Origin of the sequence: Adlercreutzia sp. DFI.6.23 (assembly GCF_024462535.1) — a bacterium.
Lineage (GTDB): Bacteria > Actinomycetota > Coriobacteriia > Coriobacteriales > Eggerthellaceae > Adlercreutzia > Adlercreutzia rubneri.
Genome location: NZ_JANGBP010000232.1, coordinates 1 through 386, shown reverse-complemented (window position 1 = coordinate 386; position 386 = coordinate 1). Strand labels below are relative to the sequence as shown.

Below are 386 nucleotides of genomic sequence, written 5' to 3'. Positions count from 1 at the left end.
CGCACGTTCTCGCCGGCGTCCTGGATGCCGTTGTAGTTGTTGTCCTGCCATACCACACCGGCGATGTGCGCCTGGGCGATGCGGAACAGGCCGTAGCCGTGGGCCAGCGAGCTGAACCAGTTCAGGTCGGACCACTGGTTGTCGCCGACCAGCGACGCCACGCGGGCCTGGTAGGCCTCGTAGAGGCGCTGGCTGCCGGTGTTGTCGGAGTAGGGCAGGTTCGGCTCGCCGGTGGTGACGTTGGTCTCGTTGGTGACGACCTTCTCCACCTCCTTGCCGTTCTCGATCGTCGTCTCCAGGTACAGCAGGTTGCCGGCGGCGTCCTTCTGGTGCTTGACGAAGATGGCGTCGTGGCGCTGCTGATCCATGTTGTCCAGATCGTCCTG

The 386-nt window shown here is 64.5% G+C and carries 1 protein-coding gene; it reads right to left on the bottom strand.

The genetic code is table 11. The annotated features are described in order from the left end of the window. Nucleotides 1-386 (bottom strand): hypothetical protein (locus tag NE591_RS13150; RefSeq protein ID WP_256156852.1); only part of this gene is annotated, 386 nt, incomplete at both ends.